This window comes from Micromonospora coerulea (assembly GCF_016598485.1).
GTDB lineage: Bacteria > Actinomycetota > Actinomycetes > Mycobacteriales > Micromonosporaceae > Micromonospora > Micromonospora coerulea.
The window spans coordinates 18,951-45,217 of the sequence record NZ_JAEMUW010000009.1; the positions used below are offsets into that span (position 1 = coordinate 18,951).

Annotated in this window: 21 protein-coding genes; 6 read left to right on the plus strand and 15 right to left on the minus strand. The window is 73.6% G+C overall.

Annotated features, from left to right (window positions below):
• Positions 1–4 precede the first annotated feature (4 nt).
• The 11 genes from I8N68_RS13740 to I8N68_RS13790 all read right to left on the minus strand — a co-directional run bounded on the left by I8N68_RS13740 (position 5) and on the right by I8N68_RS13790 (position 13,280).
• The gene (locus I8N68_RS13740; RefSeq protein ID WP_200210344.1) at positions 5–463 is read right to left on the minus strand and encodes a roadblock/LC7 domain-containing protein; all 459 of its coding nucleotides are present in this window, start codon (positions 461–463) and stop codon (positions 5–7) included.
• Positions 460–1,581: an ATP-binding protein gene (locus tag I8N68_RS13745; RefSeq protein ID WP_200210345.1), complete on the minus strand. Its 1,122-nt coding sequence runs from the start codon at positions 1,579–1,581 to the stop codon at positions 460–462. Before I8N68_RS13745 ends, I8N68_RS13740 begins: the two co-directional genes overlap by 4 nt.
• A gap of 339 nt (positions 1,582–1,920) precedes the next feature.
• Positions 1,921–4,758, minus strand: coding sequence for a glycoside hydrolase family 38 N-terminal domain-containing protein (locus I8N68_RS13750; RefSeq protein WP_200210346.1), 2,838 nt, complete (start codon positions 4,756–4,758; stop codon positions 1,921–1,923).
• A complete protein-coding gene (locus I8N68_RS13755; protein WP_200210347.1) occupies positions 4,758–5,894 on the minus strand; it encodes a Gfo/Idh/MocA family protein in 1,137 nt (378 codons plus the stop codon). The genes I8N68_RS13750 and I8N68_RS13755 overlap by 1 nt, the downstream gene beginning before the upstream one ends.
• The gene (locus I8N68_RS13760; protein WP_200210348.1) at positions 5,891–6,802 is read right to left on the minus strand and encodes a sugar phosphate isomerase/epimerase family protein; all 912 of its coding nucleotides are present in this window, start codon (positions 6,800–6,802) and stop codon (positions 5,891–5,893) included. The genes I8N68_RS13755 and I8N68_RS13760 overlap by 4 nt, the downstream gene beginning before the upstream one ends.
• Positions 6,793–8,001 carry a CehA/McbA family metallohydrolase gene (locus I8N68_RS13765; protein ID WP_200210349.1) on the minus strand — a complete coding sequence of 403 codons (1,209 nt, stop codon included), beginning with the start codon at positions 7,999–8,001 and terminating at the stop codon, positions 6,793–6,795. The genes I8N68_RS13760 and I8N68_RS13765 overlap by 10 nt, the downstream gene beginning before the upstream one ends.
• A gap of 2 nt (positions 8,002–8,003) precedes the next feature.
• Positions 8,004–9,140, minus strand: a complete 1,137-nt coding sequence (locus I8N68_RS13770) for an ABC transporter ATP-binding protein (protein WP_200210350.1) — start codon at positions 9,138–9,140, stop codon at positions 8,004–8,006.
• Positions 9,140–10,015: a carbohydrate ABC transporter permease gene (locus tag I8N68_RS13775; RefSeq protein WP_200210351.1), complete on the minus strand. Its 876-nt coding sequence runs from the start codon at positions 10,013–10,015 to the stop codon at positions 9,140–9,142. The genes I8N68_RS13770 and I8N68_RS13775 overlap by 1 nt, the downstream gene beginning before the upstream one ends.
• A 55-nt stretch (positions 10,016–10,070) precedes the next feature.
• A complete protein-coding gene (locus I8N68_RS13780; protein ID WP_200210352.1) occupies positions 10,071–10,967 on the minus strand; it encodes a carbohydrate ABC transporter permease in 897 nt (298 codons plus the stop codon).
• A gap of 25 nt (positions 10,968–10,992) precedes the next feature.
• Complete coding sequence (locus I8N68_RS13785; protein WP_200210353.1) at positions 10,993–12,390, minus strand: extracellular solute-binding protein; 1,398 nt, start codon at positions 12,388–12,390, stop codon at positions 10,993–10,995.
• 152 nt (positions 12,391–12,542) lie between these two features.
• Positions 12,543–13,280: a GntR family transcriptional regulator gene (locus tag I8N68_RS13790; RefSeq protein WP_200210354.1), complete on the minus strand. Its 738-nt coding sequence runs from the start codon at positions 13,278–13,280 to the stop codon at positions 12,543–12,545.
• Positions 13,281–13,471: 191 nt separating this feature from the next.
• On the opposite strand from I8N68_RS13790, the gene iolC reads away from it, so the two are divergent.
• The 4 genes from iolC to iolD are packed head-to-tail and all read left to right on the plus strand — an operon-like array spanning position 13,472 to position 18,067.
• A complete protein-coding gene (gene iolC / locus I8N68_RS13795) occupies positions 13,472–14,437 on the plus strand; it encodes a 5-dehydro-2-deoxygluconokinase (protein WP_200210355.1) in 966 nt (321 codons plus the stop codon).
• A complete protein-coding gene (locus tag I8N68_RS13800) occupies positions 14,434–15,321 on the plus strand; it encodes a Cgl0159 family (beta/alpha)8-fold protein (protein ID WP_200210356.1) in 888 nt (295 codons plus the stop codon). The genes iolC and I8N68_RS13800 overlap by 4 nt, the downstream gene beginning before the upstream one ends.
• On the plus strand, positions 15,318–16,217 hold the full coding sequence (gene iolB, locus I8N68_RS13805) for a 5-deoxy-glucuronate isomerase (protein ID WP_200210357.1): 900 nt from the start codon (positions 15,318–15,320) through the stop codon (positions 16,215–16,217). Before I8N68_RS13800 ends, iolB begins: the two co-directional genes overlap by 4 nt.
• Positions 16,217–18,067, plus strand: a complete 1,851-nt coding sequence (gene iolD / locus I8N68_RS13810; RefSeq protein WP_200210358.1) for a 3D-(3,5/4)-trihydroxycyclohexane-1,2-dione acylhydrolase (decyclizing) — start codon at positions 16,217–16,219, stop codon at positions 18,065–18,067. Before iolB ends, iolD begins: the two co-directional genes overlap by 1 nt.
• A 30-nt stretch (positions 18,068–18,097) precedes the next feature.
• Here the strand turns inward: iolD and I8N68_RS13815 are convergent, their stop codons facing one another.
• Together I8N68_RS13815 and I8N68_RS13820 are read right to left on the minus strand one after the other, a co-directional pair.
• Positions 18,098–21,592, minus strand: a complete 3,495-nt coding sequence (locus I8N68_RS13815; RefSeq protein ID WP_234039648.1) for a glycosyl hydrolase — start codon at positions 21,590–21,592, stop codon at positions 18,098–18,100.
• Between the two features lie 261 nt (positions 21,593–21,853).
• On the minus strand, positions 21,854–22,156 hold the full coding sequence (locus tag I8N68_RS13820; protein ID WP_234039650.1) for a hypothetical protein: 303 nt from the start codon (positions 22,154–22,156) through the stop codon (positions 21,854–21,856).
• Between the two features lie 125 nt (positions 22,157–22,281).
• Between I8N68_RS13820 and I8N68_RS13825 the strand changes: the two genes are divergently transcribed.
• Positions 22,282–22,902: an L-threonylcarbamoyladenylate synthase gene (locus I8N68_RS13825; protein WP_200210359.1), complete on the plus strand. Its 621-nt coding sequence runs from the start codon at positions 22,282–22,284 to the stop codon at positions 22,900–22,902.
• A gap of 123 nt (positions 22,903–23,025) precedes the next feature.
• Positions 23,026–24,600 carry a Na+/H+ antiporter gene (locus tag I8N68_RS13830; RefSeq protein WP_200210360.1) on the plus strand — a complete coding sequence of 525 codons (1,575 nt, stop codon included), beginning with the start codon at positions 23,026–23,028 and terminating at the stop codon, positions 24,598–24,600.
• A gap of 8 nt (positions 24,601–24,608) precedes the next feature.
• Here I8N68_RS13830 and I8N68_RS13835 read toward each other — a convergent pair whose 3' ends face one another.
• A complete protein-coding gene (locus tag I8N68_RS13835; protein WP_200210361.1) occupies positions 24,609–24,941 on the minus strand; it encodes a putative quinol monooxygenase in 333 nt (110 codons plus the stop codon).
• A gap of 104 nt (positions 24,942–25,045) precedes the next feature.
• Entirely contained in the window at positions 25,046–26,248 is a 1,203-nt protein-coding gene (locus I8N68_RS13840) for a M23 family metallopeptidase (protein WP_200210362.1), read from the minus strand.
• Positions 26,249–26,267: the final 19 nt, after the last annotated feature.

Consider the following 26,267-nt stretch of genomic DNA (forward strand, 5'->3'; position numbering starts at 1 on the left):
CCCGTCAGCGGGGCTGACTGGCGGTCATCCGGTGCAGCTCGTGGCGGACCTGCGGGGTGAGGGCGTGCCACACCGCGCCGACGAACTGGGTCATCCGGTAGGAGACGACCCGCAGGTCGCAGCCGGGGGCCGCGGCTACCGCCAGGCCCGCCGACTCGCCGACCCGCATGAACAGCAGGTGCCCCCGCGGCAGCCGTACGGTGAGGTACTCGGACGAGCCGAGGTCCAGCAGGGCCGCGCTGCGGTCGGCCATGCTGAGCAGGCCGGCGGTCAGCGCGGAGAGCTGGTCGCCGAGGTCGCGGTGCACGCCGCGGGAGGCGGCGAGCTGGAGGCCGTCCAACGACACCAGCATCGCGTGGGTGACCCCGGGTACGTCCTCGGCGAACTGACGGATCAGCCAGGCGCAGTCCGGCAGTCCCTGGCCGGTGGTCGCCGTACCGTTGCCGGAGTATGCGTGGGTCATCGCTGCTGTCCTTCGTCGCTGGTGGTCCGGGCGTCGCTGACGCCGGCGGCGAAGGCCGCCGTCTCGTCCGGCCACGCCTCGGGTGGGGATCCGGCGCCGGGGTCGGCCGGGGGTCGGGTGGTCGCCGCGGACTGGTCACGGACACTCGTCGGCACCCGCTGGGGCAGGCTGCCGGCCGGCTGCTGCGCGGTGGCCGGCCCGGGGAGCGTGCTCAACGGCACGGTGGGCGAGTTGGTGCTGTCATGGGGCGCGGCCATCGGCGTACTCCAGGGGTGGGCCCCGCCCCCCGGGGACGGGGACGGGATCCCGGCGGACGGGGACGGCCAGGCCGGCGGGACGGGCGCGCCGGCCGGCGCCGCCGCGGTGGGAATCTCGCAGAGCAGCGCGCCGGGGACGAGCACCGTGGCCGTGGCGCCGCCGGAGGGGCGGTTGGTGAGGGCGACCCGCAGCTGGCGGGCGACGGCCAGGTGGGCCACGACGGCGAGCCCGAGGTGAGCGGCGGGGTCGAGCGTGGCCGGGGTGACCAGCCGGCCGTTGAGCAGGGCGTTGAGCTGGGACAGATGGTCGGGCTGGAGGCCCACGCCGGCGTCCTCGATCCGCAGCAGGACGCTGCCGTCCTCGGTGATGAACGCCGACACGATCACCGGCGCGGTGGGCGGCGAGAACCGGGTGGCGTTGTCCAGCAGCTCGGTGAGCACCCGGATCACGTCGTCGGCGGCGAACTCGACCACGGCCAGGTCCACCACGTGACCCACCCGGATGCGGGCGTAGTGCTCGACAGCGGAGCTGGCCGCCCGGACGACGTCGACCAGGGTGACTGTCTGCGGGTTGGCGTCCTCGACCCGACGGCCCAGCAGCACCTGCAGGTTCTCCGCGTGCCGCCGGATCCGGGTGTTCGCGTGGTCGATGCGGTAGAGCCGCTCCAGCCGGTCCGGGTTCTGCTCGTCGGCCTCCACGGCTTCCAGGTGGGAACCCATCTGGTACGCGGAGGCCATGATCCGCATCGCGAACTGCTCGCAGATCGCCGGCCAGGGATTCGGGGGTTCCTCGGCGGGTGGCGGCGGTGGCGGGGGTGTCTCCTGTGGTGCGACGTCCCACTGGGCGACGGTCGGATCCAACCAGCGCGCCGCCCGCTGCCGCCACGTCGCCCTGCGTCGACCCGCCGACGAAACTGGGGTGATATCGGTGCGTCTCACGAAATTACCGGCCTGTCCGTGATCATCGGCTCTGGCATGGTGCAGCAGTCAACCACCGTTGTGTGCCGATAGCAACGGGCAAGGTCAACTTAGGGGGGTTTTCACACCCGTCTCGCCGTGCTGCCACGAAAGCTTCATCGGGTTGGCTCGGCGAAACGCAACAGCCGGACGGAGAAATCTTCTGATCCTCGCGGGTGGGAGCCGTGACCCCGGCGACCTGAGGGTCGGGCGGTCGCCGTGACCGCCCGACCAGGAGAAGCCTCAGCCGGCCAGGTCGAGCTGGATCGTCGCTATCTCCCACGCCCGCACCGGCAGCCGGACCCGCCCGTCGCCGTCGACCGGCAGCGGCTCGCCCGCTCGGCCGATCAGGTCGGCCCGCCACGCCCCGCGTAAGCCGCGGCCGGCCCCGATGACGGCGTTGGTGTCCCGGGCGGCGACCACCCGCAGCTCGATCCGGCCGTCCCGGTCCCGGAGGCTGGTCAGCGCGACGCCGTCCCCGTCGACGGTCACTCCGGTGACCGGCGCCGGCAGCCCGGCGGAGGGTTCGCCGCTGCCCGGGAAGTCCAGCAGCTCGTGCCGGTACGCCTCGGCCGCCGCCAGGACCCCGGCGGAGTCCCAGTCGCCCCGGAACGGCAGCACCGCCAGCTCGACGCTGCGCTCGCCCCGGCACTGGGCCAGCGGCGTGGGCAGCTGCGGGCCGGCGGGTTCGTCCCGCAGGGCGTGCCGGTTACGGGACAGCATTCCGATCGCGCGCAGTACGGTGACGGCCAGTTCCCGGCCGGAGTCGGTCACCTCGTACTCGGTCGGCTGGGTCAGCAGCACGGCGAGCGACCCCTCGGCGCCCCCGGCGGCGACGAACCCGGAGGCGGGGAACGTCGGCAGGGGCACCTCACCGCCGCCACCCTCGGCGGTCAACCCGCGCTCGACCACCGCGAACTGACCCTCCGCGTAGGACGAACGGGCCGCTGCGGGTAGCGGCAGGTGCAGGCGGACCCGGTGGTCGTCGCAGCGGTTGTCGAAGCTCAGCCGCAGCCGGGCGAAGGCCTCACCGGCCCGTAGCTCCACCCGGGTGGTCACGGTGGCGGTCTCCCGGTCCACGCGGCGCGAACCCGCGTCCACGTCGGCGCCGACCGGCCAGCGGTACTCGCGGACCACGTCGAGGACGGCGACCACCGGGCCTTCGTGCACCACGACGGTCCGCACCGCGCGCGGCTTGTCGACCAGCTCGTCCGCGGCCGGCGGCGCGTAGTTGTAGCTGTCGCCCACGTCGCCGCCGTCGACGATCCGCGCCACGCCGTCCACGCTCAGGCCGTCCGGTGCGGACAGCCGCAGCGTGCCGTCCTCGGCCACCTCGACGCGGAGCAGGCCGTTGTCGACGGCCCGACCGACGACCGTCACGGGCGCCGGGCCCGCCGCGCCGGCCGCCTCCGGCCCCAGCGCGGCGCCGTTCGCCCGCGCCCGGGCCGCCTCCGGTACCGGCGCCGGGTTGTCCGCCCGCGTGGCCGGGTCGTCCGGGGGCAGGGCCACCGGGCGCACCGCGGCGAGACCGAGCGCCGGCACCTCGACCAGCGCGGCGACGGTCAGCCGTGGGGCGGCGACGATCCGCACCCGCCACCGGTCCGGGCCGACCGCGGCGGCGAGCGCCAGCCGGACGTCCTCGACGTCGAAGGCCGGGTCGCCGTGCCGGGCCACCCGGAAGGTGAGGGTGGCGTCGTCCGGCGACACCGACCAGGCGGTGATCTCCTGCCCGTACAGCTCGCGCCCGTGCACCCGGGTGAGCACCGCCGGCAGGTCGGCCGTCGGCACCAGGTCGTCGGCGAGCAGCGTCCGGGCCCGGTCGAGGACCTGGGCGGGCGCGACCGTGCCGTCGGCGCCGACCAGGCCGACCGCTCCGTCCCCGGGCCCCTCGACGTCGAGGCGGACCAGGGCGGTCCGAGCCGCCGGGGTCGGGTTGAACAGCAGGTACCCGTCGCGCGGCACACCGCCGGCCAGCCGCGCCCCCACCAGGTCGCAGACGGCCCGGCCGAGCTGGTCCGCCTCGGCCAGCCGGGCGGCCACCTGCTCGGCGGTCTCGTCGCAGCCGCATCCGGTCACCGAGTCGTGGCAGCTCGCGTCGATCAGCCGGGTCCAGGCCATGTCGAGGAACCGTTGCACGGACGGGTCGTGGAAGAGCGCGGCCAGCGGTTCGGCGTACCGCTCGACCCGCCGCTCGGCGCGGCCCATCGCCTGCTTGAGGTGGGCGCGTACGGAGATCACGCCGGGAAGGATGTTGGCCCGGGCGTGCGAGCGCAGTTCGCCCGCCACGACGGGCAGGCCGTCCACCGTGGTCGGTTGGGTGGCGAAGTACTCCGCGAGGGTGCCGAGCCGCAGGCGTACCCCGTCGACGTCGGCGGCGGCCAGCCGGTCCGGGGCGTCCGGCGCGGGCGCGGCGTGGTCGGTGCCGTACATCGCCAGGATCGGGGTGTCGTCGCCGTCGGGCCGCCAGCCGCGCAACCGTTCGGCCAGGTCGACCGCCCGGCGCGTGACCAGGCGCGGGTTGTCCATCAGTCCGGCCGCGTTGCCGTAGCCGCCGGGCAGGTACTCGGTGCGGATCGTGGTGCCGTCCGGCGCCTGCCAGGCGAACGCGTGCGACCGGACCCGCTCCGGCACGCCCCGGAACACGCAGGCGTGGGCCAGTCCCGCCCCGGCCAGGAGCTGCGGCATCTGCGCGACGTGCCCGAACATGTCGGGCAGGTAGCCGACCGGCATCGCCCCGCCCAGGCCCGCGCTGCGGGCCAGCCCGCGCTCCAGGTTGCGGACGATGTTTTCCCCGGAGCAGAGGAACTCGTCGAGCAGGATCTGCCACGGCCCGACGGACAGCCGCCCGGCCCGCACCAGCGCGACCACCTGCTCCCGGCGCTCGGGCCGGACCTCCAGGTAGTCGTCGACCGCGGCGAGCTGCCCGTCCAGGGTGAACCGCTGGCGCTCGTCGTGCGCCATTCGGTCGAAGACCTCGTCGAGCAGGGCCACCAGCCGCAGCCGGAACCGCTGGAACGGCTCGTACCACTCGCGGTCCCAGTGGGTGTGCGGCACCACGATGATCTCGGTCGGTCGGTCCATCAGCTCGCCGCCTCTCCGCCGATCGCCGCCCCGGTCAACTCCCCGTAGCGGCGTACCACCTGTTGGCTGGTCCGTACGTCGGCCGCGCCCTCGGCGATGCCGCTCAGCGGGCGCGTGCCTTCGGTCACCATCGCGTGGAAGGCGACCAGCTCCTGCTCGAACGCCTCGGTCACCGACCGGAACGCCGTCCGCCGCTCGCCGTCGCCGCGCCGGTCCACCGCGGTCAGGGTGGTCGGCGCGTTGAGCAGGTACGGCGACGGGAAGACCAGCTCCAGCGCCCCCCGGGCGTGGTGCAGCGTCACCGTTTCCCGGTAGGCCGGGCAGTCCGGCAGGTTGAGCCAGCGGATGCCGTACCGGCCGCCGTCGGGCAGCCGGCCGGAGATCTCCACCGACGGCTCGGCCGGCCCGTCGGGTGCCAGCGGCCAGGTCGCGACGTGGTCGACCGTGGCCGGCGCGCCGGTGAACAGCCGCAGCAGCGACAGGTCGTGCGAGACGCTGTTGATCAGAATCTGGTAGAGGGTGCGGGCGCCCCGGTCCCCGCCCACCGCCGCGTCGAGCAGCCCGTCGTCGGCCTCCCGCAGCCGGGCCAGCTCCGCGGGCGGCACGTCCCGCGGCGCGGGCGGCAGGTTGGCGAACGCCAGCTGCTGGTCCCCGGCGGCGTGCAGGACGGTCACCTCGACCGCGTGCACCGCCGCCGGGCCGCCGATCTCGTCGAGCAGCCGGGCGGCCTCGGCCACCGCCGGGTCGTACTGCTTCATGTAGCCGACCATCAGCGCCGCGCCGGAGCCGGTCAGCCGGTCGGTCTCGGCGACGGTGTAGGCGAGCGGCTTCTCGCAGAGCACCGGCAGCCCTCGGCCCAGCGCCGCGGCGGCGAGTTCCCCGTGCGAGCCGGAGGTCGCCAGCAGCACCGCGTCGTAGCCGCCGCCGGCCAGCAGGGTCGCCGCGTCCGCGTACCGCCGGGCCGGATCGACGCCGTACCGGTCGCCGAGTTCCGCCAGCCGCGACGGGGACAGGTCGCTGAGCGCGACGACGTCGAACAGGTCGGCCCGGCGGCGCAGCAGCGGCAGGTGCACCGTACGGGCGATGACGCCGAGCCCGGCCACCGCGATCCTGATCCGCTTGCCCCCCTCGGTCATCGCAGCGCCTCCGCCAGCCACCGCCGGTTGCCGTGCTGGTCGGCGCGGATCCGTTCCAGGTCCCGGCCCTGCGCGGGCGCGTCCTGTTCGATCACCAGCCAGCCGGTGTAGCCGATCTCGTCGAGGCCGCGCAGCACGCCGGCGAAGTCGACGTCGCCGGCGCCCAGGGCGCAGAAGCCACCGGCCGCGACCACCTCGGCCAGCCCGCCGCCGGCCTCGCGGACCCGGTGGTGCGCGGCCAGGTCGGCGTCCTTGAGGTGGACCTGACCGATCCGGCCGGCCCACTTGCGCAGCGCGGTGGCCGGGTCCCCGCCGGCCAGCATCAGGTGCCCGGTGTCCAGGCAGACCGCCACGTCGGTGAGTTCCAGCAGCCGGTCGGCCTCCGCCTCGGTCTCCACGTCGGTGCCCAGGTGGTAGTGGAACACCGGTTCGAGGCCCCGGCCCCGGCACCGGTCGACGGCCTGCTGCACCCGGGCGGCGAAGCCCGGCCAGGCGGCGGCCGGCAGGGCGGCGGCCAGGTCCGGCGGGGTGCCCGGGCGGGCCATCCGGGCCGGGTTGCCGGGGCAGGCGAGGGTGGGCCGGGGCGCGAACCGGGGATCATCGACGGGCGCGGCGGCGAACACGTCCAGTGCCGCGTCGAGCTGGACGAGATCCTCGGCGAACCCGTCGCGGTCGGCGAAGCGCAGGTCGACCCAGCCGCCGGCGAGCCCGATGCCGCTGGCGGCCAGCCGCCCGGCCAGCACCTCCCCGGTCCCCAGGTAGCCGATCGGCCCGGAGTCCACTCCGGTGTAACCGTCCGTCGCCAGCGACGCGAGCAGCTCGTCCGGGCCGACGAACGGGTCGTCCGCCTGGTAGATGCCGTAGTTGCAGGGGGCTCCGGCCACCCTGGTCCGTGCGGTCAGCGGCACAGTGCGATCACCTCCATGCGGTGGGACTCCAGGACGTGCAGCCCGTCGGCGGCGGGCAGCAGGCACCGGTCGCCGCGGACCACCCGATGACGGCCGTCCGGGTAGCCGAGCAGCGCGCCGTCCGCGCCGAGGGCGAGCAGTTCGTCGCCGAGCCGCAGCAGCAGGGGAGCGTCCGGGCCGGCGGAGACCGCGGTACGGCCGGCGGCCAGCGCGTCGCGGACTGCCGCCTCGTCGGCCGGGTCGCCATCGACGAGCACCCAGGTGGTCGGGGCTCCCGGCAGCGCGTCCGCGCCGGGTCGGTGGAAGTCGCTGCCCCCGACCGGTACGACGTCCGGCCGCCACGCCTGAGCCCAGGCCAGCGGAGCCCCCCAGGTGCGGTCCCACCAGCCGGAGTGCCACACCTCCACCAGTCGGGTGCGGCTGGTCACCGGCTGCCGCCAGGCGCAGTCCCCGCCGAGCGGGTGGTTGATCGACAGCAGCCCTCCCGCGCGCTCGACGGCGGCGAGCCACTCGTCCGCCGGTCGCCGGAAGTCGATCCAGCCCACGGGGCCGAACGCGTTGGCGTGCCCCCGGTCGGTGGTCACCTCCTGACCGGGCAGCAGGGTGATCCCGTACCGGCGGGCCGAGCCGGGCAGCCAGGGGTGGTGGCTGACCGTGTTGTGATCGGTGACGGCGAGGAAGTCCAGGCCCCGGGAGACGGCGAGGGCGGCCAGCTCGTCGATGGTCTGCGCGCCGTCGCTGTGCACGGTGTGGGCGTGCAGGTCCCCGGCCAGCCAGCGCCGCCCGTCCACGTCCGGCACCGCCGGTCGGGGCGGACGTTCGGGTCGGGGCGGCGCGACGGGTGCGGGCGGCGGCGCCGGTGCGGCGCTGCTGGTGGTGGCGGTGATCTCGAAGTCAAGGCCCTCGGGCGGGACGCGGTGCAGCCGGAGCAGCACCTGCCACTCGCCGGGCTCCAGCTCGCCGGGCAGGTAGCCGGGGGTGGCCCAGTCCGGGGTGATCGTGTAACCGTCCCGGGCACCGCCGGACCAGCCCCGGAAGCCGGCCGGCCCGACGCACCCGAGGTCCAGCACGCCCGCCGCGCGCGGGTAGTCCAGCCGTACGGTGAGCGCGGCGGTGCCCGGCGCGACGGTGACCGGCAGGGCCCGCAGCACGTCCTCCGCGCGGTCCCGCAGCGTCCACCTGCCCCGGTGGCTGACCATGGTCAGGCTTCCGCCCCGACCCCGGTACGCGGCGCCGGCACCGGTGGCGCCGTCGCGCCGCCGACCAGCTCGCCGTCGCGGTAGACCAGTGAGCGGCCGGGCCGTGGCACCACCCAGCCGGTGTCGCCGGGATCCGGTTCCCGTCCCTCGGGCACCACGACCTGCACGCTGGTCGCGGTGTCGTCCTCGGCGGGCACGTCCAGCGACACCAGCGAGAAGCTGCCGAGGTTCTCCACCACGGCGACCTGGCCGGTCAGCGCCTCGGGGACCGGCTCGGGGGAATAGTCGAGGTATTCGGGCCGGACCCCGTAGACCACGGTCTCCCCGTCGGCGAGCTGGCCGCGGGCGTCCTCGGGCACCGGCAACCGTACGCCGGCGAGGGCCAGTGCGTCGCCGTCGACCCGGGCCGGGACCAGGTTCATCGGGGTCGAGCCGATGAACCCGGCGACGAAGGTGTTGGCCGGCCGGCGGAACACCTCGGTGGGGGTGCCGACCTGCCGGATCCGGCCGCCCTCCATCACGGCGATCCGGTCGGCCAGGGCCAGCGCCTCGGCCTGGTCGTGGGTGACGAAGACGGTCGTGACGCCCAGCTCGCGTTGCAGCCGCTTGAGGAAGGTCCGCGCCTCCAGCCGCAGCCGGGCGTCCAGGTTGGACAGCGGTTCGTCGAGCAGGAACACCTTCGGGTGGCAGGCCATCGCCCGGGCGAGGGCGACCCGCTGTTGCTGGCCGCCGGAGAGCTGCCCGGGCCGCCGGTCCAGCAGCGTCGACAGGCCCAGCTCGTCGGCGGTGGCCGCGGCCTTGTCCTGCCGGGCGGCCTTGCCCACCTTCTTGATCCGCAGCGGGTACGCGATGTTGTCCCGCACGGTCATGTGCGGGAAGAGCGCGTAGTCCTGGAAGACCATCGCCACGTCCCGCTGGCCGGGCGGCAGGTTCGTCACGGCGCGCTCGCCGATGCGCACGGTACCGCCGGAGGCGAGTTCCAGCCCGGCGATGGTGCGCAGCAGGGTGGTCTTGCCGCAGCCGGAGGGGCCGAGCAGGGCGAAGAACTCGCCGTCGGCGATCTCCAGGTCGAGGGCGTCCAGGGCGCGTACCCCGTTGGGGTAGACCTTGGTCAGCTCGCGCAGGGTGATGGCGGACATCAGCGCTTGATCCCTCCGTGGAAGCGGAATCCGTACCTGCTGCTGACGAAGACGAACATCAACGCCACCGGCAGCGAGTAGAGCAGTGAGAAGGTGGAGAGCAGCCGCAGGTCGGCCTGGCCGCCCTCGGTGTAGAGCGTGTACATGATCACCGCGGCCGGCGCCTTGTCCGGGCCGCGCAGCAGCAGGAACGGCACCAGGAAGTTGCCCCACACGTTCGCCACCGCCCACACCCCGACGGTGGCCAGCCCGGGTCGGACGACCGGCACCACGATGTGCCGCATGATCTGCAGCGGGCTGGCGCCGAACACTCGCGCGGACTCCTCGTACGAGGTGGGCGTGGCGTCCATGAAGTCCTTGAGGATGAAGATCGCCGCCGGCAGCAGGCCGCCGGTGAGGATCAGGATGACCCCGAGCCGGGAGTCGATCAGGTGGAGCCGGAACGCCAGCTCGAACAGCGGCACCATGGTCGCCGTGCCGGTGACGATCGACGAGAGCAGCAGCAGTCCGTAGAGCAGCGCGTCCCGCCCCGGCACCCGGACCCGGCTCAGCGCGTACGCGGCCAGGGCGGCGAACGTCACCACCAGCACGGCGGTGCCGCCGGCCAGCCAGACCGAGTTGACCAGCGAGGTCATCGCGTACGGGTTGTCCAGCAGGGTCCGGAAGTTGTCGAGGGTGAAGTCCGGCAGCGAGGTGCCGATCGTCGGGGTGTCGTCGAACGGCGCGGTGGCCAGCCAGAGCAGCGGCAGGGCGAAGAAGGCGAGCACCAGGCAGAGGAAGACGTAGCGCCCCACCCGGGCCAGCAGGTGCCGCACGGCGGCCCTCGACCGGTCGGCGGTTCCGGTGCCGTCCGCCGTCGTCGTCACGGTACTCACGGCGCCTCCTGAGTTCGCGACTGCGGGGCTCGCAGGACCGGCTCACTCCTCGCGCTCACGCCCGCTCCTTCCGCCGGCCGAGCATGCGCAGGTAGATCAGCGCGATGACCAGGTTGATCAGCAGCATGATGAACGAGATGGCCGCGCCGAAGCCCAGCTCGCCGCCGGAGAGTGCCACCTTGTAGACGTAGACCGCCAGCACCTCGGAGCGCTGCTCGGGGCCGCCCGCGGTGATCAGGAACGGGGTGAAGTCGTTGAACGTCCAGAGGCTGATCAGCAGCAGGTTCGTCAGCACGTGGCCGCGGATGCGGGGGAACACCACGTCGCGCAGCTGCTGCCAGGTGGACGCGCCGGCCAGCCGGGCGGTCTCCAGGTGCGACCGGGGTACGTTCTCCAGCGCGGCGGCGTAGAGCATCATCGAGAACGCGGTACCCCGCCAGGTGTTGAAGATGATGATCGACAGCATCGGATGGTCGAGCAGCCAGGCCATGCCGGGCGTGCCGAGCAGGCCGTTGAGCGTGCCGGCGTCCCGGTCGAGCAGGGCGATCCAGAGGAAGGCGACGACCGAGCTGGGCAGGATCCAGGACAGCAGGATGAACGCCTCGACCACCCGGCGCAGCGGACCCCGCCGGTCGCGCAGCGCGAAGGCGATGGCGAAGCCGAGGCCGGCCTGGCCGATCACCGCCGAGCCGAGCACGAACTGCAGGGTCAGCAGCAGCGACGTGCGGAAGCGTTCGTCGGTCAGCGCCCGGGTGTAGTTGTCCAGGCCGACGATCTCCGGGTTGGCCGCGGCCAGGCCGGTGAGCCGGTAGTTGGTGACGCCCAGGTAGATCGTCCAGGCGGCCGGCACCACGAGGAAGAGCAGGATCAGCACCATGCTCGGGACGAGGAACCCGGCGGCGCGGGCCCGGCCCAGCCCGGCGGCGTCGGGGGCGGGGGAGGCGCCCGTCACCGGGCGCGCTCCCCCGACCGTCTCGTCAGGACGAGACGTTACCTGGACCACCGACGATCCCTTCGACCTTCTTCTGGTACGCCGCAGCCGCCTCGTCGGCGCTCTTGCCCGACGCCGCGGCGGCGGTCGCCTCCTGCAGCGCCACCGACACCTGCGGGTAGACCGCCAGCGGCGGCCGGTACGCGGTCAGCGGCAGCACCTTCTCCGCGACGAAGCTGAGCAGGGGGTCGCCGGCCAGCACCTCCTTGTTGACGTCCATCCGGGCGGTGATCCGCGCCGCGCCGGCGAGCTGCTCCTTGGTGGCCTCCGCCGAGTGCATGAACGCCAGCAGCTCGAACGCCTGTGCCGGGTACTTCGAGTTCGGGTTCAGCACGTCGACGCCGCCGCCGGACATGCTGACGAAGTCCTGCCCCCGGATGCCGGCGCCGGGCTGCTTGGCCGGAATCATCGCCCACCCGACGGTGGTGTCCCGGTCGGGCATCTTGGCGACGCCGTCCTTCGGGTTGACGACGCCGCGCCAGAAGTAGTCGCCCTCGGCGAGGATGCCGATCTTGCCCGCGGCGAACTCGGCGAAGGACTTGTCGCGCCCCTTGGCCTCCTGCTGGAGCTTCGGATCGCCCAGCCCGCCACCGTAGACCTTGGTGTAGAAGTCGAGCATGTCCTTGACCGGCTGGTTGGCGCCGGCCCACTTGTTGTCCTTGTAGATCTCGCCGCCGGCGCCGACCAGCAGCGGCAGGGCACCCTGCATGGTGGTCGCCTCACCCATCGCCGTGCCGGCGTTGATCTGGATCGGCGTCACGCCGGGCAGCGCCTTCAGCTTGGCGCCGGCGTCGAGGATCTCCTGCCAGCTCTTCGGCTGCCAGTCGGCGGGCAGGCCGGCCTTGGCGAAGAGCTTCTTGTTGAAGTACAGGACCCGGCCGTCGGTGCCCTGCGGGATGCCGTACTTCTTGTCCTCGAACGTGCCCAGGCCCTGCACGCTCTCCGGGATCTGCGACCAGCCGTCCCAGCTGTCGACCTGGTCGCCGGCCACCTCGGACAGTGGCTTGAGGTAGCCGGCCTGGGCGAACTCGCCGACCCAGATGCCGTCGACCGATATCACGTCGGCGCCGCCCTTGGACCGCAGGTCCAGCGCGAGCTTCGTCTTGTACGGCTCGTCGTCGACGCCGCTCGGCACGAACGACACCTTGGCGGTGACGCCCTTGGCCTTCTGGGCCTCGACGAACCGGGGGATGACCCACTTCTCGATCCACTCGGCACCGGCGGAGTTCTTGCCACCGGCGATGGCGTTGGTGGCGATGGTGAGGGTGATGTTCTTGGCGTCCTTGCCGGCGGGCTCCGCGTCGCCACCGCAGGCCGTGGCGGCGAGGGTGACGGCGGTGAGCGCGGCGAGCACACCCGTGACGCGTCTTGGTGTGACTGACATGGGGTTGTTCCCTTCGCAAGGAGTTGACTTCGAAGAGACTCGCGGGTCGCCCGCCGGCCGCAGGTCCATGCCGGCGGTGCTTGTCGGCCACAATGTCATGACAGCCTGACGACGTAAATACCTGTCACTGAAATGAGCCGGAATCAGGCGCGTCACCGCTCGGCGACGGTCACCTCCAGCGCGTACCGGGAAGCCCGGTAGATGTGCACGCCGTGCTCGACGTAGCGGCCCTGGTCGTCGTACGCCGTCCGGGTCATGGTCAGCAGCGGGGCGCCGCGCCGCTCGCCAAGCATCTGCGCCTCCGCCGCGGTCGCCGCCCGGGCGCCGATCCGCTGCTGGGCGCCGCGCACCCGCAGGCCGGCCGCGCGCAGGATCGCGTACAGGCCCCGGCTCTGCAGGCCGTCGAGGGTGAGCCGGACGAGATCCGGGGGGAGCCAGTTCTCCATCACCGCGAGGGGCTCCCCGTCGGCGAACCGCAGCCGGCGCAGATGCTGCACCGCGCTGCCGGCGGTGACCCCGAGCGCGGCCGCCACCTGCGCCGGACAGGCCACAGTGGCCAGTTCGAGCACCGAGGTGGACGGCTGCCGCCCGGTCCGCGCGAGGTCGTCGTGCAGGCTGGTCAGCTCGACCGAGCGGCGCACCTCGCCCCGGACGACCTGGGTGCCCACGCCGCGGCGACGGACGATCAGTCCCTTGTCCACCAGATGCTGGATGGCCTGCCGGACGGTGGGCCGGGACAGTCCTAGCCGGTCGGCGAGCTGCAGCTCGCTGTCCAGCCGGTCGCCGGGCGCCAGCTCGCCGCGCTGGATCGCGGCGCTGAACTGCTCGGCGACCTGGAAGTAGAGCGGGACCGGGCTGCTCCGGTCGACCACGATCTCGGGGCCGGTCACGGCGGACCTCCTCGTCACGGTTGCCCAGGGGGTCGGGGGCGCGATGGGCGCCACTGTACCGAAGCGGTGACTGAGCGAACCTGCCAGATGTCAGGACAACACATTGACACAACTCCCGGCCACTGTTACCAATCAGGGACCAGGATCGAGCTGGCGGTCACGCCGTCGCCGGCCCGGACAAAGGACGCCGCATGCTCGACGTGCTCACCATCGGCCGGGTCGGAGTGGACATCTATCCGCTGCAGATCGCCACGCCGCTGGCCGAGGTCGAGACCTTCGGGAAATTCCTCGGCGGCAGTGCCACCAACGTCGCGGTCGCCGCCGCCCGGTACGGGCTGCGAGCCGGCGTCATCACCCGCACCGGCGCCGACGCCTTCGCCGACTACGTGCACCGGGCGTTGCGGGATTTCGGCGTCGACGACAGCCAGGTGCGCCCGGTCGACGGGCTGCCCACCCCGGTGACCTTCTGCGAGATCTTCCCGCCCGACCACTTCCCGATCTGGTTCTACCGCACCCCCACCGCCCCGGATCTGCAGATCCACCCCGACGAGCTGGACCTCGGCGCCATCGTGGACGCCCGCGTCTTCTGGGTCACCGGCACCGGGCTCTGCCAGCAACCCAGCCGGGATGCGCACCTGACCGCGCTGGCCGCCCGCGCCGGTCGAGCGCACACCGTCCTGGACCTCGACTACCGGCCGATGTTCTGGCCCGACCCGGCCGCCGCCACGGCCGCCTACGCCGCGGCGCTGCCCCGGGTCACCGTCGCGGTGGGCAACCTCGACGAGGCCGAGGTGGCCGTCGGCACCCGGGACCCCGAGCGGGCCGCCCGGTTGCTGCTCGACCGTGGGCCGCGGCTGGCCGTGGTCAAGCTCGGCCCGGACGGGGTGCTGGCCAGCACCGCCGAGCGGACGGTCCGGGTACCGCCGGTGCCGGTGGAGGTGGTCAACGGGCTGGGCGCCGGGGACGCCTTCGGCGGCGCCCTTTGCCTGGGCCTGCTGCGGGACTGGCCGCTGGAGCGGACGCTGCACTTCGCCAACGCCGCGGGTGCGATCGTCGCGTCGCGGCTGGCCTGCTCGTCCGCCATGCCCGACCAGGCCGAGACCGAGGCGCTCGCAGCCCGGGCGGAGCCGGCCCCCGCGACGGAAGGAAACCGGTGAGCACCGAGTACGAGGCGTTGACCCTCACCCGCGCGCACCGGCCGCAGGCGATCGCCGAGGCCGCCTCCCGGCGGACCCGCCGACCCTGGCCGGACCACGGTCGGCCGCTCTTCCTGATCGCCGCCGACCACCCGGCCCGGGGCGCCCTCGGTGTCCGGGACCGGCCGATGGCCATGGCCGGGCGTACCGACCTGCTCGACCGGCTACGACTCGCGCTGTCCCGGCCCGGGGTCGACGGGGTGCTCGGCACCCCGGACATCCTGGAGGATTTGCTGCTGCTCGGCGCGCTGGAGGACCGGCTGGCGATCGGCTCGATGAACCGTGGTGGCCTGTTCGGCGCCGCGTTCGAGCTGGACGACCGGTTCACCGCGTACGACGCCGACAGCATCGCCGCGATGGGCTACGACGGGGGCAAGATGCTGTGCCGGATCGACCCGGACGACCACGGCACGGCCTCCACGCTGCAGGCCTGCGCCCAGGCGGTCAGCGCCCTCGCCGCGCACCGCACAGTTGCATTGGTGGAGCCGATGTGGGTGGGGCGGACCGACGGGCGGGTCCACGTCGACCTGACCCCCGAGGCGGTGATCAAGAGCGTGAGCATCGGGCAGGCGCTCGGCACGACCTCGGCGTACACCTGGTTGAAGCTGCCGGCGATCGACGAGATGGACCGGGTGGTGGCCGCGACCACCCTGCCCGTCCTGCTCCTCGGCGGCGACCCGACGGAGACCCCCGACGTGGTGTATGCCCGCTGGCAGCGGGCGTTGCGGCAGCCCGGCGTCCGCGGGCTGGTCGTCGGCCGGGCGCTGCTCTACCCGCCGGACGACGACGTCGCCGCCGCGGTCGACCTGGCCCACTCGCTCCTGCCCGCCCGGCAGCAGGCATGACCGGGGAGCTGCACCTGCCCTGGGGCACGACGACCCGACCGCCCTGGGCGCTGGAGCTCACCCCCGAACGGGCCGGCTGGACGTACGCGGGGCTGCGGGTGCTCGTCCTCCCCGCCGGCGGCGTGGTCACCTTCGCCACCGGCGACGAGGAGATGCTGGTCCTGCCGCTGGCCGGGGCTGCCACCGTCCGCTGCGACGGGCTGCGCCTGGAGCTGACCGGCCGCGCCTCGGTCTTCACCGCGGTCACCGATTTCGCCTACCTTCCGCGCGACGCGACGGTGACGGTCCGCGGCGAGGGGCGGTTCGCGCTGCCGTCGGCCCGGGCCACCCGCCGGTTGTCGCCGCGCTACGGCGCGGCCCGGGACGTGCCGGTGGAGCTGCGCGGCGCCGGGCCGGCCAGCAGGCAGGTCAACAACTTCTGCGCCCCGGAGGCCTTCGACTGCGACCGGCTTGTCGCAGTGGAGGTGCTCACCCCCGGCGGCAACTGGTCGTCCTACCCGCCGCACAAGCACGAGGACGACCGGGTCCACGACGACGGTCGGGTCGAGGCGGCGCTGGAGGAGATCTACTACTTCGAGGTGTCCGGGGCGGCGCCGGGCGACGGCGGCGGACCGGTCGGCTACCAGCGGGTGTACGGCACGGATCGGCGGCCGATCGACGTGCTCGCCGAGGTCCGCACGGGCGACGTCGTGCTCGTCCCGTACGGCTACCACGGCCCGTCGATGGCCGCGCCCGGTTACCCCCTCTACTACCTCAACGTGCTGGCCGGGCCTGGTGCGGACCGCACCATGGCCTGTGTCGACGATCCGCGGCACGGCTGGATCCGGGGAAGCTGGGCCGACCAGGAGGTCGACCCGCGCCTGCCGCTGACCGGTCTGCCGGCGGGAGGCCGCTGATGCGCCGGCTCACGGTGGCGCAGGCCCTGGTGGCCTTCCTCGCCCGGCAATGGTCCGAACGCGACGGTCAACGCCATCGGCTGATTCCCGCCTGCTTCGGCATCTTCGGCCACGGCAACGTCGCCGGTCTCGGCGAGGCGCTGGCCGGCGCCGCCTCCGCGGGCGTCGACCTGCCGTACCGGTTGTGCCGCAACGAGCAGGGCATGGTGCACACGGCCGCCGCGTACGCCCGGATGACCGACCGGCTCAGCACCCTGGCCTGCACCACCTCCATCGGCCCGGGTGCGACCAATCTGGTCACCGGCGCCGCCGGCGCGACCATCAACCGGCTGCCGGTGCTGCTGCTGCCCGGCGACATCTTCGCCACCCGCGCGGCCAGCCCGGTGCTGCAGGAGCTGGAGGATGTCCGCTCCTACGACGTCAGCGTCACCGACGCGCTGCGCCCCGTCTCCCGGTACTGGGACCGGATCAACCGGCCCGAGCAGCTACCGGCGGCGCTGCTGGCCGCGATGCGCGTGCTCACCGACCCGGCGGAGACCGGCGCGGTCACCCTCGCCCTGCCGCAGGACGTGCAGGTCGAGGCGTACGACTGGCCGGAGGAGCTGTTCGCCGAGCGTACCTGGCACGTGGCCCGCCCCCGCCCGGACGAGGCGGCCGTCCGGCGGGCTGCCCGGATCGTCACCGCGGCCCACCGGCCGGTGCTGGTGGCCGGCGGCGGCGTCATCTACAGCGACGCGACCGCCGCGCTGCGCGGCTTCGCCGAGCGGCACGGCGTGCCGGTGGTGGAGACCCAGGCGGGCAAGGGGGCCCTGCCCCACGGCCATCCCCTGGCGGCGGGCGCGGTCGGGGTCACCGGCACCGCCGCGGCCAACGAGCTCGCCGCGAACGCCGACGTGGTGATCGGCGTCGGCACCCGGTACAGCGACTTCACCACCGCCTCCGGCACCCTCTTCGGCGACGCCCGGTTCGTCAACCTCAACATCACGGGTTTCGATGCCGCCAAGCTGTCCGGCGTGCAGGTCGTCGGCGACGCCCGGGAGAGTCTGGCCGCGCTGGGTGCGGCATGCGCCGACTGGGCCACCCTGCCCGCGTACCGGTCGACGGTCACGGACCTGGGCGCCCGGTGGGCGGCGGTGGTGGACCGCGCCCGGCACGCCGACCCGCAGGCGCCGCCGACGCAGGCCGCGGTCATCGGCGCGGTCAACGACGCCGCCGGCCCCCGGGACGTCGTGGTCTGCGCGGCCGGGTCGATGCCCGGCGACCTGCACAAGCTGTGGCGCAGCACCGACCCCAAGGGCTACCACGTCGAGTACGGCTACTCCTGCATGGGCTACGAGATCGCCGGCGGGATCGGGGTCAAGCTGGCCGCCCCGGACCGGGAGGTCTTCGTGCTGGTCGGCGACGGTTCCTACCTGATGCTGCCGAGCGAACTGGTCACCGCGGTGGCCGAGGGCGTCAAACTGGTCGTCGTGCTGGTCGACAACCAGGGTTTCGCCTCGATCGGCCGGCTGTCCGAGAGCGTCGGCGCGCAGCGGCTCGGCACCGCCTACCGCGACCGTGCCGGGGAGCCGCTCCCAGTCGACCTCGCGGCGAACGCGGCGAGCCTGGGTGCGGAGGTGATCCGGGTGACCACGACGGCGCAGCTGCGGGCCGGGCTGGACGCGGCGAAGGCGGCGCATCGCACGACCGTCGTGCACGTGTCCACGGACCCGATGGAGAGCGGGCCGGACGGCGGCGCGTGGTGGGACGTGCCGGTCGCCGAGGTGTCGGCCACCGCGGCGGCGCAGACGGCCCGGGCCGCGTACGAGACGGGGCGCAAGGCGCGTCGCGCGCACCTGCACCCGTCCTGACCGAGGCGGCCGGGGCGTCCACGGGTCAGGTCACCCGGTGTACGGCAGGGTGACCTTCGACCGGTTGCCGGTGCCGAGGCTGGTCGGCGTGGTGCCGATGGCGTTCCAGACCTCCACCTTCACCGTGCCGCCGGCCAGGTTCCCGAGCGTGCCCACGCCCGAGTAGAGGCCCCTGGTCTCGGTGTAGTGCTCCCACCCGGTGACCGGGTCGGTGGCGTAGTAGTGGTAGGTCTCCACCCGGTCGAAGCTGCCGTCGCCGGTCAGGTCGTAGGAGACGCGCGCCTGGGTGCCGTCGCCGACGCCGGTGCCGGCGTCGAGGAACAGGTCGAACCGGGTCTGCCCGCCGGTGTAGGTCGCGGTGACCCCGGTGGCGGTGTAGACCAGCGGGTTGTGCGGCGTACCGACCCGGTTTCCGTTGGCCGCCGCGACGGTCGCCGTGCCGGCGGTGCCGGCCACGCCGGACAGCTGGCCGGCGCCCGTCAGGTACCGGTCCGCGGCGAAGGCGGTCGGATCTCCGGTGGGCGGCGGGGCGGTGGTCGGGGCGGTCCCGGTGTACGGCAGGACGAGCTGGGAGGCGTCGCCGACGCCCAGGTTCGTCGCCGCGCTGCCGATGGCGTTCCAGACCTCCACCCGCACCGTGCCGCCGGCCAGGTTGCCGAGCGTGCCGGTGGCCGACTTCAGCCCCTGGGTCTGCCGGTAGTGCTCGACCCCGGTGACCGGGTCGGTGGCGTAGTAGTTGTATGTCTCCACCCGGTCGAAGCTGCCGTCGCCGGTCAGGTCGTACGACACCCGGGCCTGCACGCCGTTGCCCACCGCCGTGCCGGCGTCGACGGCCAGGTCGAACCCGGTGGTTCCCCCGGTGTAGCTGCCGGTCAGCCCGCTGGCGGTGAACACCTGCGGGCTGGTCGGCGTGCCGTCGTGGTTGCCGTTGGCCGCGGCCACCGACACCGTGCCGGCCGCGCCGGCCGTGCCACCCAGCGTCCCGCCGGCGAGCAGGTACTGCGTCGGGCTGAGCGGCTGCCCCGGCGGCGTGGTCGGGGTCGGGGTCGGAGTGGGGCTCGTCGGGGTGGGCGACGGCGGGTCGGTGGGGGTGGTCGGCGGGGTGGTCGGGACGACCACGCCACCGGTGGCGCTACCGCCGCTCCAGGTCAGCGCCCCGGCGGTGGCGGTCCTGCCGGCCGCGACGGTGAGCTTCGTACCGTCGGAGAAGGTCACCGTCAGCGGCTGCGCGGTGATGTTGGACGCCACGTAGGTGCGGGCGGTGCCCTTGCGGAAGACCTTCGCGAGGGGATGGTTCGCGGTGACGGTGGTGTCCACCGTGCCCAGTGCGGCGAGGTTGCGGATCCAGTGAAAGGTGTGTGCCTTGCTCTCGCCCTCCTCGCTGGTGAAGGTGCTGTTCGCCCGGAAGTTCGCCAGCGCCCTGTCGCCGTCGCCGAGGGCCAGGAACTCCCAGATGACGTCCTGCCACACGCTCGGCGGCCCGCCGTTGTTGGTGACCAGTTCGTTGTAGTTGGCCACCACGTAGGCCGGGTCGTTGCCCAGGTAGAAGTGGCCCCCGGTGATCGGCAGCATGTTGATGCCCTGGATCATCTCCGGCTCGGCGGAGAACCAGGTGGAGTAGGAGGCGCCGTCGCCCCAGACCATGCCGACCGTCTTGTGGGCGAAGGCGGCCGGGAAGTTCGCGTCGTGCGCGTCGAACCAGTACTCGGAGATCGTCGCGGACTGGGTGGTCCAGATGTAGATGCCGGCGTCCCGCACGGCGGTGTTGCCGGTCGCCTGCCCCCACTGGATCAGGGCGTTGGCGAAGTTCATCCCCTCCGACGAGGACTCCTGGTTGTTGCCGGCGAAGAAGCCGGCGTGGCCGGAGGCCCAGTCGTGGCCGGCGTAGATGTCGAAGTCCCGCAGGTAGGGGAAGCGGGCGTCGGCCCGGTCGTAGTTGTTGGCGTCGCGGATCAGCAGGTCCACCATGCCGCCGTACTGGGTGGTGGCGGCCCAGGTCGGGTCGAACTTGGCGACGGTCGCGGCGGCGGCGACGAAGTAGCCGTAGTGGAAGTGGTGGTCGTTGAGGTCCTCGTCGGAGAGGTACGAGGCGGGGTAGCCGATCAGCGTGCCCCAGTTCCTGTCGTAGTAGAACAGCTGGCCGGTCTCCCCGGAGCCGGCGGTCAGCCAGCTCGTGAGCCGGGTCTTCATGGCGTTCACCGCCGCGGTGCGCACGGGGGTGAGGCCGAGCTGGTCGGCGATCTCGGCGACCCGGGCCGCCCGCCCCAGGCCCTTGCCCGCCCAGTAGGTGTCCTGGCCGCTGAGCCCCTCCGGGTTGGCCAGCTCGGCGTTCAGGTAGTTGGTGACGGTGCTGAGGTCGGCGCCGGTGGAGTCGCCGACGGCCGGCACCTCCGGCAGCACGCCGGTGTACGTCATGCTGGTGGTGAAGGACGAGACGCCGGTGAGGGTGCGCATCGCCCCGCGCGGCGAGACGTACGTCGGGGTGATCGGGGTACCGCCGGCGAGGCTGCGCCACTGGTGCGGGTAGAGCGACACGACGGTCTTCGTCTCGGTGCCCTCGCGCGGCGTGGTGGTGAACGCGTACGTCGTACGCACCGTGCTCGACGCCGGGTCGTACGAGTAGGTCATCTTCGTGCCGGTGACGTGCGCGTGGGCGTACCTGCCGTACTCGGCGGCGAGGGCGGCCTTGTCGGCCCCGCCGGGCAGCACCGCGACGGAGAAGTAGCCCTTGCCGTTCAGCGTCGAGCTGATGCCCGCCCCGGCCACGGTCCAGCTCGCGCCGGTCGGGGCGTACGCGACGTAGTCGTGGCCGCTGACCGTGAAGCCGATCATCGCGCCGGAGTTGGCCCAGACGGTGGGCGCGGCGGCGGCGGTGATCTGCGCGTTGCCGCCCGTGATCCGGTAGTAGCTGAACGGCAGCCCGTGGCCGATGGTGGCCCGCATGGTGCGCGCGCCGTCGTTCCAGTCCGCGGTGACCGTCCAGTCGGTCCAGTCGGCGGCCTTGACCACCGGCGCGCCGAGCCCGGCCACCCCGACCCGGATGTCCTCGGTGTACGGGAAGTGGTACTCGCCGACGCCGGTGGCGGTCCCGCTGATCGCCGGGGTGGTGGTGTACGACAGGCCGAGCCCGTTGTTCTCGGCGTGGTACGCCAGCGGGTGGGCGTGCAGGTTCTCGCTGGTGGCGCAGTTGTTGCGCTTCCACAGCAGCGAGGACCACCAGTCGTTGGTGGGGATCGCGCCCTGGGGGGCGTCGGCGGTGACGAAGAGCCGGGGGTTGGTGCTGATGTCGCCGCAGCCCTTGGGCAGCGCGGTGCCGGGCGGACGGGTCTCGGTGTAGCTGCCGGTGCCGACGGTGCCGGCCTCGGCGGCGCCACCGCCGATCACGACGACGCCGAGGACGCCGGCGGCGAGGAACGCGGCGGTGGCGAGGGCCAGCGCGCGGACGCCGCCGGGACGCCGGCCGGGCGGGACGGCCGGCGGTGCGGGACGGTCTCCCGGGGAGATGTCCCGGAGGGGGAGTGGCATGGGGGTTCCCCTTCGCAATCAGGAAGCGGGGGCAGGGGGTTGAGTGTGGCAACAAGCTGAGAGAGCGCTCTCTTGAGGAGCGACGTTAGGTTTCGGTTACGTCGCCGTCAATGGCTCATTACAAAAGAGAGCGCTCTCCTAGGCGTGCTGACCGTGTCTGGCTTCCCCGGCGATCCGGCAACAGCGAAGATGGTCGATCGTGCGCGCCACCGGCCGGCCCTCCGCACCACGAGACGGGGCCGGAAATTCATCCGGGCCGCATCAGGCGGCCGATGCCACCGCCTGATCCCGCTGGGCGGGCACCGTACCCGTGGACGTGTCCGTGCCCAGGCCACCCGGCCGTCCAGACGGAGCGTCGCCGGTGGCCGTCCGAGCCGCGCGCATCCCCTCCTGCGCGCTGTCCCACGCGGCGCAGGGCCACGCCGCGCCGACGCAGCTCGGGCTGACGCACACGCCCTCCCCGTCGGCTTGGTGGGCGTCGGCCACCGCGGTGGCGAGACCCCACAGCAGCGGGTCGGTAACCTCGGCCGGGCGGTCGGCGCGGTCGGTGCTGGCATCGGACATGACTGGTCCCCCTCCTCGAGCGGCCCCCACCATTTCCCGCGCCGCTGTGGATCAAACCTCCAACCGAGATCTTTTCGGCACCCGCGCCTGTGGCGACGGCCGGCGGGCGGCATAGGCTTACCGGTGTGGCGAGGTACTACGACCTGCATCCGGACAACCCCCAACCCCGGGTCCTCCGGCAGGTCGTCGACCTGCTCCGCGACGACGGCCTGATCGCCTACCCGACCGACTCCTGCTACGCCTTCGGCTGCCAGCTCGGCAACCGCAGCGGGCTGGACCGGATCCGGGAGATCCGCCGGCTCGACGACCGGCACCAGTTCACCCTGGTCTGCCGCGACTTCGCCCAGCTCGGCCAGTTCGTCAAGGTCAGCAACTCGATCTTCCGGCTGGTGAAGGCCTGCATTCCCGGCAGCTACACGTTCATCCTGCCGGCCACCGCCGAGGTGCCCCGCCGGCTCCAGGATCCCCGCAAGCGCACCGTCGGCGTCCGGGTGCCGAAACACACCGTCACCCAGGCGCTGCTGGCCGAGCTGGGCGAGCCGCTGCTGTCGAGCACCCTGCTGCTGCCCGGCGAGGACGAGCCGATGGCCCAGGGCTGGGAGATCAAGGAACGCCTGGACCACCAGCTCGACGCGGTGGTCGACGCCGGCGACTGCGGTCTGGAGCCGACCACGGTGGTCGACCTGTCCGGACCCGAACCGGAGATCCTCCGGGTCGGCGCCGGCGACCCGTCCCGCTTCGAGTAGCCGCGCGGCAATTACCCCGTTCGACCGCGCGGCCGACTCCGGCCGTACCACCATGTTGGGGCGGCGGCATGCACCTGTCGTCCCGTCGCCGCGGCGGCGGCGATCGGGTGACGGGAGTGCGACGTGGGCGGGCTCGAGCTGGTCGCGGTGCTCGTCGCGACGGTGGTGCTCGGCACCACGCTCGGCGGCCGGTACAGCGTCGCGCCGCCGGTCCTGCTCATCTCCATGGGTGCCCTGCTCGGGCTCCTGCCGCCCCTGCAGCACGTCGTCCTCGAACCGGAGGTGGTGCTGCTGCTCTTCCTGCCCGCGATCCTCTACCGGGAGAGCCTGGTCATCAGCCTCCGCGAGATCCGGGCCAACGTCGCGGTCATCGCCCTGCTGGCGGTGGCCCTGGTGGTGCTCACCGCCGCCGCCGTGGCGTACGCCGCGCAGGCCCTCGGCGTCGACCGGGAGGCGGCCTGGGTGCTCGGCGCGGTGCTCGCGCCCACCGACGCCGCCGCGGTCGCCGGCCTGGCCAAGCGGATGCCGCGCGGCATCCTCACCACGCTGCGCGCGGAGAGCCTGATCAACGACGGTACGGCCCTGGTGCTCTTCGCCGTCACCGTCGGCGTGATCGCCGGTGGCACGGCACCCAACGCGTTCGCCCTGGTCGGCCGGTTCGTCGGCTCCGCCGCCGGCGGGCTGGCCGCAGGCCTGCTCGTCGGCGGGGCGGTCATCCTGATCCGCAAGCACATCGACGACCCGCTGCGCGAGGGCGGCCTCAGCTTCCTCACCCCGTTCGTCGCGTTCCTGCTCGCCGAGCGCGTGCACGCCAGCGGCGTCCTGGCCGTGGTGGTCGCCGGCCTGCTGCTCTCCTACGCCGGGCCCCGGGTCATTCGGGCCCGTTCCCGGGTCACCGCCTACGCGTTCTGGGACCTGTCCACCTTCCTGATCAACGGCAGCCTCTTCGTGCTGGTCGGCATGCAGGTCCCGCGCGCGCTGCGCAGCATCACCAGCCACTCGCCGCTCCAGTCGCTCGGCATCGCGGCGGTGGTCACCCTGGTGGTCGTGGCGACTCGGATGGGGTGGCTGCACCTGGCCATCTCCGGCCTCCAGGCCCTCGACCGGCGCGAGTCCCGGCGCGGCCGCCAGTTCGACTGGCGGGTACGCACCGCCGCCGGCTGGGCCGGCTTCCGCGGCGCGGTCTCCCTCGCCGCCGCCCTCGCCGTCCCGGTCATGACCACCGCCGGCACGCCCGTCCGTGAGCGCGACCTGATCGTCTTCGTCACCGTGACGGTCATCGTGCTGACCATGCTGATCCAGGGCACCACGCTGCCGAGCGTGGTCAGCTGGGCCCGCCTCAGGGCCGATCCGGAACGGGAGCACGAGGTGCGACGCGCCCGGATCCGGGCCACCGAGGCCGGACTGGCCGCCCTGCCGCAGATCGCCGCGGACCTCGGTGCCTCCCGGGACACGGTCGAGGGGCTCCGCACCGACTACCAGGAGTTCCTCAACGACATCCGCTCGCCGGAGGACAAGGGCACGGCGGAGGAGCGTGAGATCGCCCGGCGACTGCGGATTGAGGTGCTCCACCACAAGCGCAACGAGGTCACCCGGCTGCGGGACAGCAACGAGATCGACGACGCGGTGCAGCGGGAGGTGCAGGCCGCGATCGACATCGAGGAGATCCGGCTGCTCGGCCCGGCCGTCGAGGACTGACCCGCCGGCTACTCGCCGCCGGGGACGGCCATCTCGCCGAGCAGGGACCAGTCGTCCTGCGGGACGGTCACGTTGACGATCCGGGGTGTCCGGGCGAGGTGCGGCGGCAGGGTCCGCTGCGCCGCGCGAAAGTGGTCGGATCGCACGTGCGCCGCGCCGGCCTGCTCGTCCCGGAACGCCTCCACCAGCACGTACTCCGTGGGGTCGTCGACACTGCGGGACCAGTCGAACCACAGGCAGCCGGGCTCGGCGCGAGTGGCCGCGGTGAACTCCCCGGCGATCTGCGGCCACCGGTCGGCGTGCTCGGGCAACACCCGGAACTTGGCGGTAATGAAGATCATGGGTAGAGGCTACCGAGCTGGCCCGCGGTCGACAGCCGGCCGCGCCCGACGTCGGCGACGGGACGTCGGCACGCCCTCTTTGGCCGCCCGGGCGCCGGTGCCGCTCAGAGCCAGGGCAGCGGGTCCACGGCCCGGCCGCCGAGACGTACCTCGAAGTGCAGGTGCGGGCCGGTGGAGGCGCCGGTCGACCCGACCAGTCCGATCACCTGGCCGGCGCGGACCCGCTGGCCGGGGGAGACCAGCAGCCGGGACTGGTGGCCGTAGCAGGTGGACAGTCGCTGCCCGTCCACTCGGCCGTGGTCGAGGCAGGTGTAGTAGCCGTAGCCGCCGAACCAGCCGGCCCGGGCGACCCGGCCGCCTGCCGCTGCGACGATCGGGGTACCGACGGGGGCGGCGAGGTCCACGCCGGGATGCTGCTGCCACACGTGGAAGTACGGGTCGAACCGGGTGCCGAACCTGCTGGTGAGGCGGCCGCGCAGCGGAGTGCTCAGCCGGCTCCCGCCAGCGCCCACCGGTCGCTCGGCCGGCGCTGCCACGGCGCGTAACCGGCGGTCGATCTCCTGCCGCAGGGCCGCCTCCTCCCGCTCGCGGCGAATGAGTTCGGCCTGACCGGAGGTGATCGCGCCGGACAGGGCGACGGCGCGGCCGGCGGGGGTGTCGACCACGTCCGCGGTGTCCGCCACGGCGAACCGTGGCGCCACGTCCGGATCCCCGCCCGCGGTCAGAGCGGTCAGCAGTTGCAGCACCGGATCAGCTTCACGCCGCACCCTGGTGAGGTCGTCGCGAGTGCGCGCGAGGACGTTGTGCAGGTACTGGATCCGGTGCTGGACGTCGGTGAGCGCGGCGACCCGACGTGCCTGGGGCGTGTCGGCGGCATCCACCGGAGGTTGGGGATACAGGTCGGCGCCCGGGTCGGCGGCGATGAGGGCCGCGGCGGCGCCGGGGTTCACCGGCGGGGCGCCGGAGCCGGCGGAGACCGGCCCGCGGGTCCGGGGCGTACCGCCGGCGGCCGGCGGGGAGGCCGGAGCCGGTGCGGCCGGTCGGGTCGAGGGGACCGGTGCGGAGACCGACGGCTGCCCGGTCGACGGCGCGAGCGGTGGCAGCGTCAGGGGGGACAGCGGGATCGACGGCGGCTTCACCGGCGGCAGCGACACCGACAGTGACGGGCCGGGCAGGGTCGGCAGGGGAAGTGGCCTCTGCGCCGGCACCTGCGCCGCCCCGGCGTCCAGGCAGACGGAGGCCATCATGAGCGTCGCCGCCCCGGCGACCGTCACCAGCGTCGTCTGCCGCCACCGTCGTCGGTCCATGCCGCACGCCCCTGCCGTC

Excerpts from the sequence above, each read along its gene's own strand:
- I8N68_RS13835 (WP_200210361.1), bottom strand. The coding sequence starts at position 24,941 with ATGATCTTCATTACCGCCAAGTTCCGGGTGTTGCCCGAGCACGCCGAC.
- I8N68_RS13755 (WP_200210347.1), bottom strand. The coding sequence starts at position 5,894 with ATGACCGAGGGGGGCAAGCGGATCAGGATCGCGGTGGCCGGGCTCGGC.
- iolB (WP_200210357.1), top strand. The coding sequence starts at position 15,318 with ATGACCGGGGAGCTGCACCTGCCCTGGGGCACGACGACCCGACCGCCC.
- I8N68_RS13815 (WP_234039648.1), bottom strand. The coding sequence starts at position 21,592 with ATGCCACTCCCCCTCCGGGACATCTCCCCGGGAGACCGTCCCGCACCG.
- I8N68_RS13770 (WP_200210350.1), bottom strand. The coding sequence starts at position 9,140 with ATGTCCGCCATCACCCTGCGCGAGCTGACCAAGGTCTACCCCAACGGG.
- I8N68_RS13840 (WP_200210362.1), bottom strand. The coding sequence starts at position 26,248 with ATGGACCGACGACGGTGGCGGCAGACGACGCTGGTGACGGTCGCCGGG.
- I8N68_RS13750 (WP_200210346.1), bottom strand. The coding sequence starts at position 4,758 with ATGGACCGACCGACCGAGATCATCGTGGTGCCGCACACCCACTGGGAC.
- I8N68_RS13765 (WP_200210349.1), bottom strand. The coding sequence starts at position 8,001 with ATGGTCAGCCACCGGGGCAGGTGGACGCTGCGGGACCGCGCGGAGGAC.
- iolD (WP_200210358.1), top strand. The coding sequence starts at position 16,217 with ATGCGCCGGCTCACGGTGGCGCAGGCCCTGGTGGCCTTCCTCGCCCGG.
- I8N68_RS13740 (WP_200210344.1), bottom strand. The coding sequence starts at position 463 with ATGACCCACGCATACTCCGGCAACGGTACGGCGACCACCGGCCAGGGA.
- I8N68_RS13820 (WP_234039650.1), bottom strand. The coding sequence starts at position 22,156 with ATGTCCGATGCCAGCACCGACCGCGCCGACCGCCCGGCCGAGGTTACC.
- iolC (WP_200210355.1), top strand. The coding sequence starts at position 13,472 with ATGCTCGACGTGCTCACCATCGGCCGGGTCGGAGTGGACATCTATCCG.
- I8N68_RS13785 (WP_200210353.1), bottom strand. The coding sequence starts at position 12,390 with ATGTCAGTCACACCAAGACGCGTCACGGGTGTGCTCGCCGCGCTCACC.